General features: G+C 71.5%; 6 protein-coding genes and 1 pseudogene. 3 read left to right on the top strand and 4 right to left on the bottom strand.

What is annotated here, in order from left to right; genetic code table 11:
* Together AC1DU6_RS16335 and AC1DU6_RS16330 are read right to left on the bottom strand one after the other, a co-directional pair.
* Window positions 1-2,101 (bottom strand): serine/threonine-protein kinase (locus tag AC1DU6_RS16335; RefSeq protein ID WP_477858332.1); only part of this gene is annotated, 2,101 nt, incomplete at its 3' end.
* 246 nt (window positions 2,102-2,347) lie between these two features.
* Window positions 2,348-2,887 (bottom strand): ECF-type sigma factor, encoded by a 540-nt coding sequence (locus AC1DU6_RS16330; RefSeq protein WP_056204908.1) that lies wholly within the window; start codon window positions 2,885-2,887, stop codon window positions 2,348-2,350.
* 88 nt (window positions 2,888-2,975) lie between these two features.
* Here AC1DU6_RS16330 and AC1DU6_RS16325 point away from each other — a divergent pair, with 88 nt between their 5' ends.
* Window positions 2,976-3,224, top strand: a complete 249-nt coding sequence (locus tag AC1DU6_RS16325) for a DUF3297 family protein (RefSeq protein WP_056204906.1) — start codon at window positions 2,976-2,978, stop codon at window positions 3,222-3,224.
* Here the strand turns inward: AC1DU6_RS16325 and AC1DU6_RS16320 are convergent.
* The gene (locus AC1DU6_RS16320; protein WP_457352441.1) at window positions 3,215-3,601 is read right to left on the bottom strand and encodes a hypothetical protein; all 387 of its coding nucleotides are present in this window, start codon (window positions 3,599-3,601) and stop codon (window positions 3,215-3,217) included. The two genes, AC1DU6_RS16325 and AC1DU6_RS16320, sit on opposite strands and share 10 nt — an antisense overlap.
* Window positions 3,598-4,956, bottom strand: coding sequence for a cytochrome P450 (locus AC1DU6_RS16315; RefSeq protein ID WP_477858329.1), 1,359 nt, complete (start codon window positions 4,954-4,956; stop codon window positions 3,598-3,600). The genes AC1DU6_RS16320 and AC1DU6_RS16315 overlap by 4 nt, the downstream gene beginning before the upstream one ends.
* 60 nt (window positions 4,957-5,016) lie before the next feature.
* On the opposite strand from AC1DU6_RS16315, the gene AC1DU6_RS16310 reads away from it, so the two are divergent.
* Both AC1DU6_RS16310 and AC1DU6_RS16305 read left to right on the top strand, forming a co-directional pair.
* Window positions 5,017-5,862 carry a helix-turn-helix domain-containing protein gene (locus tag AC1DU6_RS16310; RefSeq protein ID WP_477858327.1) on the top strand — a complete coding sequence of 282 codons (846 nt, stop codon included), beginning with the start codon at window positions 5,017-5,019 and terminating at the stop codon, window positions 5,860-5,862.
* Between the two features lie 22 nt (window positions 5,863-5,884).
* Window positions 5,885-6,470, top strand: a pseudogene (locus AC1DU6_RS16305) (hypothetical protein); the annotation flags it as partial.

The following is a 6,470-nucleotide window of genomic DNA, read 5'->3' as shown; positions in this document are numbered from 1 at the left end:
GTCCTGCCTCTTCCAGCGTGGACAGCAGCGGGCGCATCCGCGCCTCGGCCACGGCCGGCTCGCCACGGCGCATTTGCTGGCGTGCTGCCACCAGCCCCACGACGGCGGTCGCCTGGGCTTCGCCGCCGCGGCGGGCCTGCGCCAACGCCAGCTCCGCTTCGCGCGCCGCCTCGTCGGGTCGGCCGGCGTGGAACAGCGCGGTGGCCAGCCAGGTGCGCGTCGAGACGGTGTTGAGGTCGGCCGGTCCCAGCACTTCCTGCAGCTCCTGCACGCTGGCGCGCAGCAGGGGCAGGGCGGCGACGTGGTGCCCCAGTTCGACCTCCATCGTCGCGACGGCCATCCGGGCCTGGGCGGCGATCAGCCGCCCCGCGCCTTCGCTGGCATCGACGAGGGCTTGCAGCCAGCGCCGCGCATCGTCCCAGCGCCCCTGGGCCCGGGCGAGGCTGGACATCGCATCGGCCACGCGCCGATAGCGCTCATGGCGCGTGCCGAAACGCTCGCGAACCCCTTGCTCGGCCCGCGTCAGCAGCGACTGCGCCTCGTCGAGGCGGCCGGCCTCCATGGACATCTCGCCGAGATGGGCGAGGGCGGACAAGGCCACCGCGTCGTCCTGCGCCGGCGCCGCAGGCACCAACCCCATCAGCAGCGCGCGCGCATCGTCGATCTGCCCCAGGCGGCTGCGGGCATTGGCCAGCTCGAAGGCGACATCGCGGCCCGTCTCGCCGCGGCCCTGCAGCTGGGCGTGTGCGAGCGACAGCGCTTCGGCCGCCAGGGGCATGTCGCCGGATTGGTTCAGCAGCAGCCCCAGTGGCCGGGCCACTTCGGCCAGCATGGCCGGGTCATCGCCCAGCCGTCGCTTGGCTTCGGCCCAGCTGCGCCTGAGCAGCTCGATCATCGGCACCGTCGCGCTGCCGGAGGCGTCGGGGCTGAGGCCGGCGAGCAGCTCGGTCAGCACGCTTTGCACGCGCCGCGTGCGTTCGGCTTCTCGCGCGGCCTCGCGCCATTGCCAGGCGGTGGTGGCCATGCCGGCCAGCAGGCTGGCCAGCACCAGGCTCAGCGCGACCAACTGCAGCCGGTAGCGGCGCGCGAATTTGGCGCTTCTGTAGGCCAGCGAGTCGGGCCGCGCGAGGATGGGGCGGTGCTCGAGATGGCGGCGCACGTCGTCGGCCAGTGCGCTGGCGCCGGCATAGCGCTCGTCGGGGCGCTCCTTCAGCGCGCGGCCGACGATCAGGGCGAGGTCGCCGCGCAGTGTGGCCGCAGGCTCACGCTGGCCGGTCAGCAGCAGGCACAGCAGGCGGCCCAGCGCAAACACATCGGTGGCGGTGCTGACGGGCTCGCCGCGCAGCTGCTCAGGCGCGGCGTACTCAGGCGTCAGGCCCGCAGGCAGTTGCGCAGTCAGCTCCGCGCCGGTGTCATCAACAAGCAGCTTGGCGACACCGAAGTCCAGCAGCTTCACCTGGCCGTCCGCGGTGACAAGGATGTTGCCCGGCTTGAGATCGCGGTGCACGACCAGGCGCGCATGCGCATGAGCCACCGCGTCGCACACCTGCAGAAAGAGCCGCAGCCGCTCGTTCACATGAAGGTTCTGCAGCTCRCACCAGCGATCGATGCGCTCGCCCTCCACCAGCTCCAGCACCAGGTAGCGCGTGCGCGTCGCGCCGACCAGGGCGTCGCCGATGTCCAGCAGGCGGGCAATGTGTGGATGGGTCAACCGCGACAGCAGCTCGCCCTCGCGGCGAAAGCGCGCCTGGTTCCCTTCGCCGCGCCACGGGCTGTGCAGCAGCTTGATCGCCGCCTCGCCCTGGTGTGCACCGTCGCTGCGCCGCGCTCGCCAGACTTCGCCCATGCCGCCGCTGCCCAGCGGCGCGACGAGGGTCCACGCGCCCAGCACCTGGCCGGCCAGTTCGGGAGCGCCCGGTACTTGCGCCGGCTTGGCCAGAAAGCCGCGCTCTTCGGCCACGCGGTCAGCGTTGATGAGGGCCTCCAGCTGCTCCCGTTGTGCCGGTGGCAACTCGGCCAGCAGGGCTTCACGTTCGGCCGGCGTCGCGTCCTGCCATTCATCGAAGGCGGCGAGCGCGCCGGCCCGGTCAGTGGTGTTCACGTCAACTGGCCGCGGCGGCAAATCGGGCCGAGCGCCGGGCCGCTCCCAAGCCGGCCCGTCAGGCGATGTGCTCGCGGCTTGATGCCGCGAGCATCGCCGTCCCCACGGGGGCTGAGGCTGGACACGGCAAGTCCAGTGGACTTGTCGTGCCTGCCGAAGAGCAGCGGCTCTGCCGGCTGCGCGGCCTGCAAGGCCGGCTGGGATGGCCCGCGTTCAGCGAGGCGCGACCGGACGAGGGGTTTCATTTCACGCCTGCAACGCGTCGAACAAGAAGGCCCGCGCTTTACGCCAGTCGCGCTTGATCGTCGGCACCGAAACGCCCAGCAGCTCGGCGATCTCCTCCAGCTCCAGGCCGCCGAAGAAGCGCATCTCGACGACCTGGTGGGCGCGGCCGTCGGCGCGCTCCAGCATCTGCAGCACGTCGTCGAGCTTGAGCACATCGGGCGGTGCGATCTGCTCCAGCGCGGCCGTCGACAGCGTCACCTCGGCCTGCCCGCCGCCGCGCTTGTCGGCGTGGCGCTCGCGAACGTGGTCGATGATGACGCTGCGCATGACCTTGCTGGCGTGGGCGAAGAACTGCGCGCGGTGCTGCGCGGCTTCGCGGCCCGCACTCTTCAGCCAGACCTCATGGATCAGTGCCGCCGGCTCCAGCGTCATCGGTGCGTGGCCGGCGAGATGACTTCTTGCCAGGCGCTTGAGCTCGGGGTAGAGCAGGGTGTAGAGGCGGTCTCGCGCCTCGGTCTCGCCGGACGCCAGGGCCGTCAGCAGCTGGGTGATCTCTGTCATGGGCGCGATGCTGGCGCCAAGTGCGCCCGTGCGGAACCCCCACCTTGCGCGCGAGAATGCCGGTTTGCTTCTCCGCCCGCCCTATTCCATGCCTGACACCCCCAGCCGCCCCGAACTGCCCGACCATCTCAGCGTCGACCCGCGCAGCCCTCACCACGTCGCCGCCGTCTTCGAGCACGACATCGGCATCCGCTTCAACGGCAAAGAGCGCCAGGACGTCGAGGAGTACTGCATCAGCGAGGGCTGGATCAAGGTGCCCGCCGGCAAGACGCTGGACCGCAAGGGCCGGCCGCTGTGCATCAAGCTCAAGGGTGCTGTCGAGGCTTTCTACCGCTGAGACATCAGCACCAATGCGGCCGCCGCGAGCAGCGCGATCCAGGCCGGGTGACGGCCGCGGTTGCTGAGCAGCACCAGGCCGCCGCTGACCGCCAACGCCGTGGCGGCGGCCGCTTCGATGATGCCGCCGGACATCGCCTGCACCGCCGGTTGGGCCAGCCACGCCAGCACCACCGCCAGTGCCCAGGCCAGGGCCGTGACGACATGCCAGCTTGCCCACAGGATGCGGGTCTGGAATTCGCGCAGTGCCGGCTGGCCGCCGACGGGCACCAGGCCGCCAGCGCGCAGATGGCGGAACAGCATGCGCTCGCCCAGCCATGAGTGCGCCAGGCCGATGACGAAGACCAGCGCCGCCGCGCCAACGAGCCAGGGGTTCATGCCGCCCTCCGTGAAGTGAGCCTCAGTGTGAGGCCGGACTCGGGCCGCAGCGTGACGGCCATGCGCGGTTTGGGCGCCTCGTTGCCGGCCGGGCTCAGCTCGAAGCGCTGCAGCAGAAGCGCMKCGATCAGCGTCATCTCCAGCACCGCGAAATGCTGGCCCAGGCAGACGCGCGGGCCCAGGCCGAAGGGGATGTAGGCGCCGCGCGGGATTTCGTGTGCAGCCCCTGGCATGAAGCGCTCGGGCTTGAAGGCCAGCGGCGCATCCGGCCACCAGCGCGGGTCGCGGTGCAGCAGCCAGGGCGTCACGCGCACCAGCGTGCGGGCCGGCAGGCGCACGCCGCCCAGCGTAATCTCACGCGTCAGGCGGCGCGTCATGACGGCCGCCACCGGCGGGTACAGGCGCATCGCCTCCTTCAGCGTGGCGGACAGAAAAGGCAGGGCGCCCGCGTCATCGGCCGTTGGCACGCTGCCGGCCAGCACGGCATCAACTTCGGCCCGGGCGCGCGCCTGGGCTTCAGGGTGTGCCGCCAGCAGCCAGCTCCACCACAGCAGGGCCGTCGCGCTCGTCTCATGGCCGGCCTGGAAGCTGACCATGCACTGGTCGTAGACCTCCTGTGGCGACAGCGCCTCGCCGGTCGCCTCGTCGCGCAATGCCATCAGCATGCCGAGCAGGTCGGGCTTGCCGTCGCCGGACGCGCGCCGGGCGTTGACATGGCCGCCCAGCAGTCCGTGCATCAGCTTGTGTGCGCGCCGCTTGGCGGCCTTGCCCGGCAGCGGCAGCCAGTCGGGCAGCGTGAATGGCCAGAACATCTCGGCCAGCGCCGTCTCGCTGAGCACCTGCACGGCGTGCGCAGCGGCCGCGGTGTCGGCGCCGATCGGCGTGCTGAACAGCGTGCGCGAGATGACGTCCATCGTCAGGTGGCTGAACAGCGTGTCCATCGCCACCTCGCCGTCCTGTACGCCGGCCAGCCCGGCGACGGCCGCATCGGTCATCAGCGCCGCATAGCCGGCCACGCGCTTGGGGGTGAAGGCCTGCATCAGCATGCGGCGCTGGCGCTGCCAGGTGGGCCCTTCAGTGACGAGGACGGACTGGCCCATCAGCTGGGAAAACACCTCGGGCCCGCGCGCCCAGCGGATCAGCGCGTCGGCATGGTCCACCATGACCTCGCGCACCAGTTCCGGGTCGAAGACATCGACGCCGCGTTCGCCGAGGATGGTCTGGCGCGGCAGATCGCCCAGCGATCGCTGCGCGGAGATCACCGCGAGATAGTCGCGCCGCATGGCCATCAGCACGGGGAAGCCCCACCAGCGGGTGGGGTGCGAAGGGAGGTCGTTCCAGGTCAGCGTCGTCATGGACCGTGATGCTGCGCTCCCGGGGCGGACGGGTCTTGAACGAATGCGACACTGATCGCGATGCAAGCCCACACACGCCTCTGGCTGCCGCCGCTGGCCCTCGCCGGCTGCGTGCGTGGCGTGATGCTGCGCGACACGCGCGGCCGAAACCTCGATGCCGTGCAGCGCGAGAACTACTTTCCCGCAACACCGCTGGTCCAGCTGTTCTGGTGGGCCGAGGGCAGCAGCGAATGGCTGGCAACACCGGGTTTCTCAACACCGCCGCCGGAGCGCCGCCACGCGCCCGTGCTGTTCGGCGGGCCGTTCACGCTGCCCACGCACACGCGCAACCTCGGCGAGGTGTGGGCCTTCAAGCTGCTGCTGTTGCCCGACGCCTTCATCGCGCTGACTGGTGTCGCGCTGGACCGCCACGTCAACCGGGTCGTCGATGCGCGCGAGGTGCTGCCCGCGGACTGGCTGGCCTGGGCCGAGCAGATGTCCGCCGCGCCCGATGACGCCACGCGCTTGCAATTGCTCGAAGACTTCCTGCTGCCACGCTGGCAGGCCCTGGGCACGCAGCGCCCCGGCCACCGCTATGCCGACTGGACCCAGGCCCTGGCGGTGCGCGCCGCCACCAGCGCGGCCGGCCGCAGCCTGCGCCAGCTCGAGCGCCGCATCAAGGCCTGGGCCGGCTTGCCGATGCGCGAACTGCGCGCCGTGTCGCGCGCCGAGAACGCCTTCCACGCGGTGGCTGCCGCCGAGGCCGGCGCCGGTGTGAACTGGGCCGACATCGCCGCCGACAACGACTACGCCGACCAGAGCCATCTCTGCCGCGAGACGCGCCGCTTGACCGGCTTCAGCCCCGAGGACCTGCGCCGCCGCATCCAGGCGGAGGAAGCCTTCTRGGCTTACCGGTTATGGCGCTGAACCCGAGGCCTAAACTGGCGCGATGACCCGCCTGCTGCTCCTGGCCCTGTTGCTGTGCTGGGTGGCTACGTCGGCTTGCGCGGCGCCTTGCCCGCAGCCACTGCGCATCGGCTTCAGCGATGCTGCCTCGCCGCCGGGCCTGCTGGGCCAGGGCCCCGACTTTCCCGAGCCGCCAGGTTGGGAGGTCGTCGCCGTGCGCGAGGCGCTCAAACGCCTGGGCTGCCAGGGCGAACTGCTGCGCCTGCCCAACCGCCGCCTGTCGGCCTCATTGGCCCAGGGCGGCGTCGACATCGCGCTGCTGTTCGGCACCACGCCCGAGCGTCTGCGCAGCTTGCGCTTCCCCTTCGATGCTCAAGGCCGGCCCGACGTCGCCTGGGCTCCCGTATTCGGCCACCTGGCGCTGTTTGGTCGCGGTGGCGAGGCTCCCGATCCCGCCTGGGACGGCAAGCTTCTGCCCAAGGGCCTGCGCGTGGGCGTGCTGGCCGGCTCGGTGCAGGACGCCATCGCGCGCGGTCACGGCTGGGCGGTCGAGCCCATCAGCGCACTCGACGCGGGGCCGACCATGCTGCAGGCGCGCCGCTTCGACCTGCTGCTGAGCACCCGCGAGG

This window comes from Roseateles sp. P5_B10 (assembly GCF_056400485.1).
The sequence above is the reverse complement of the archived record's forward strand: the minus strand, read 5'-3'. Positions and strand labels throughout refer to the sequence as shown.

Coding starts and splice junctions, on each gene's coding strand:
- AC1DU6_RS16330 (WP_056204908.1), bottom strand. CDS start 2,887: ATGACAGAGATCACCCAGCTGCTGACGGCCCTGGCGTCCGGCGAGACC.
- AC1DU6_RS16325 (WP_056204906.1), top strand. CDS start 2,976: ATGCCTGACACCCCCAGCCGCCCCGAACTGCCCGACCATCTCAGCGTC.
- AC1DU6_RS16320 (WP_457352441.1), bottom strand. CDS start 3,601: ATGAACCCCTGGCTCGTTGGCGCGGCGGCGCTGGTCTTCGTCATCGGC.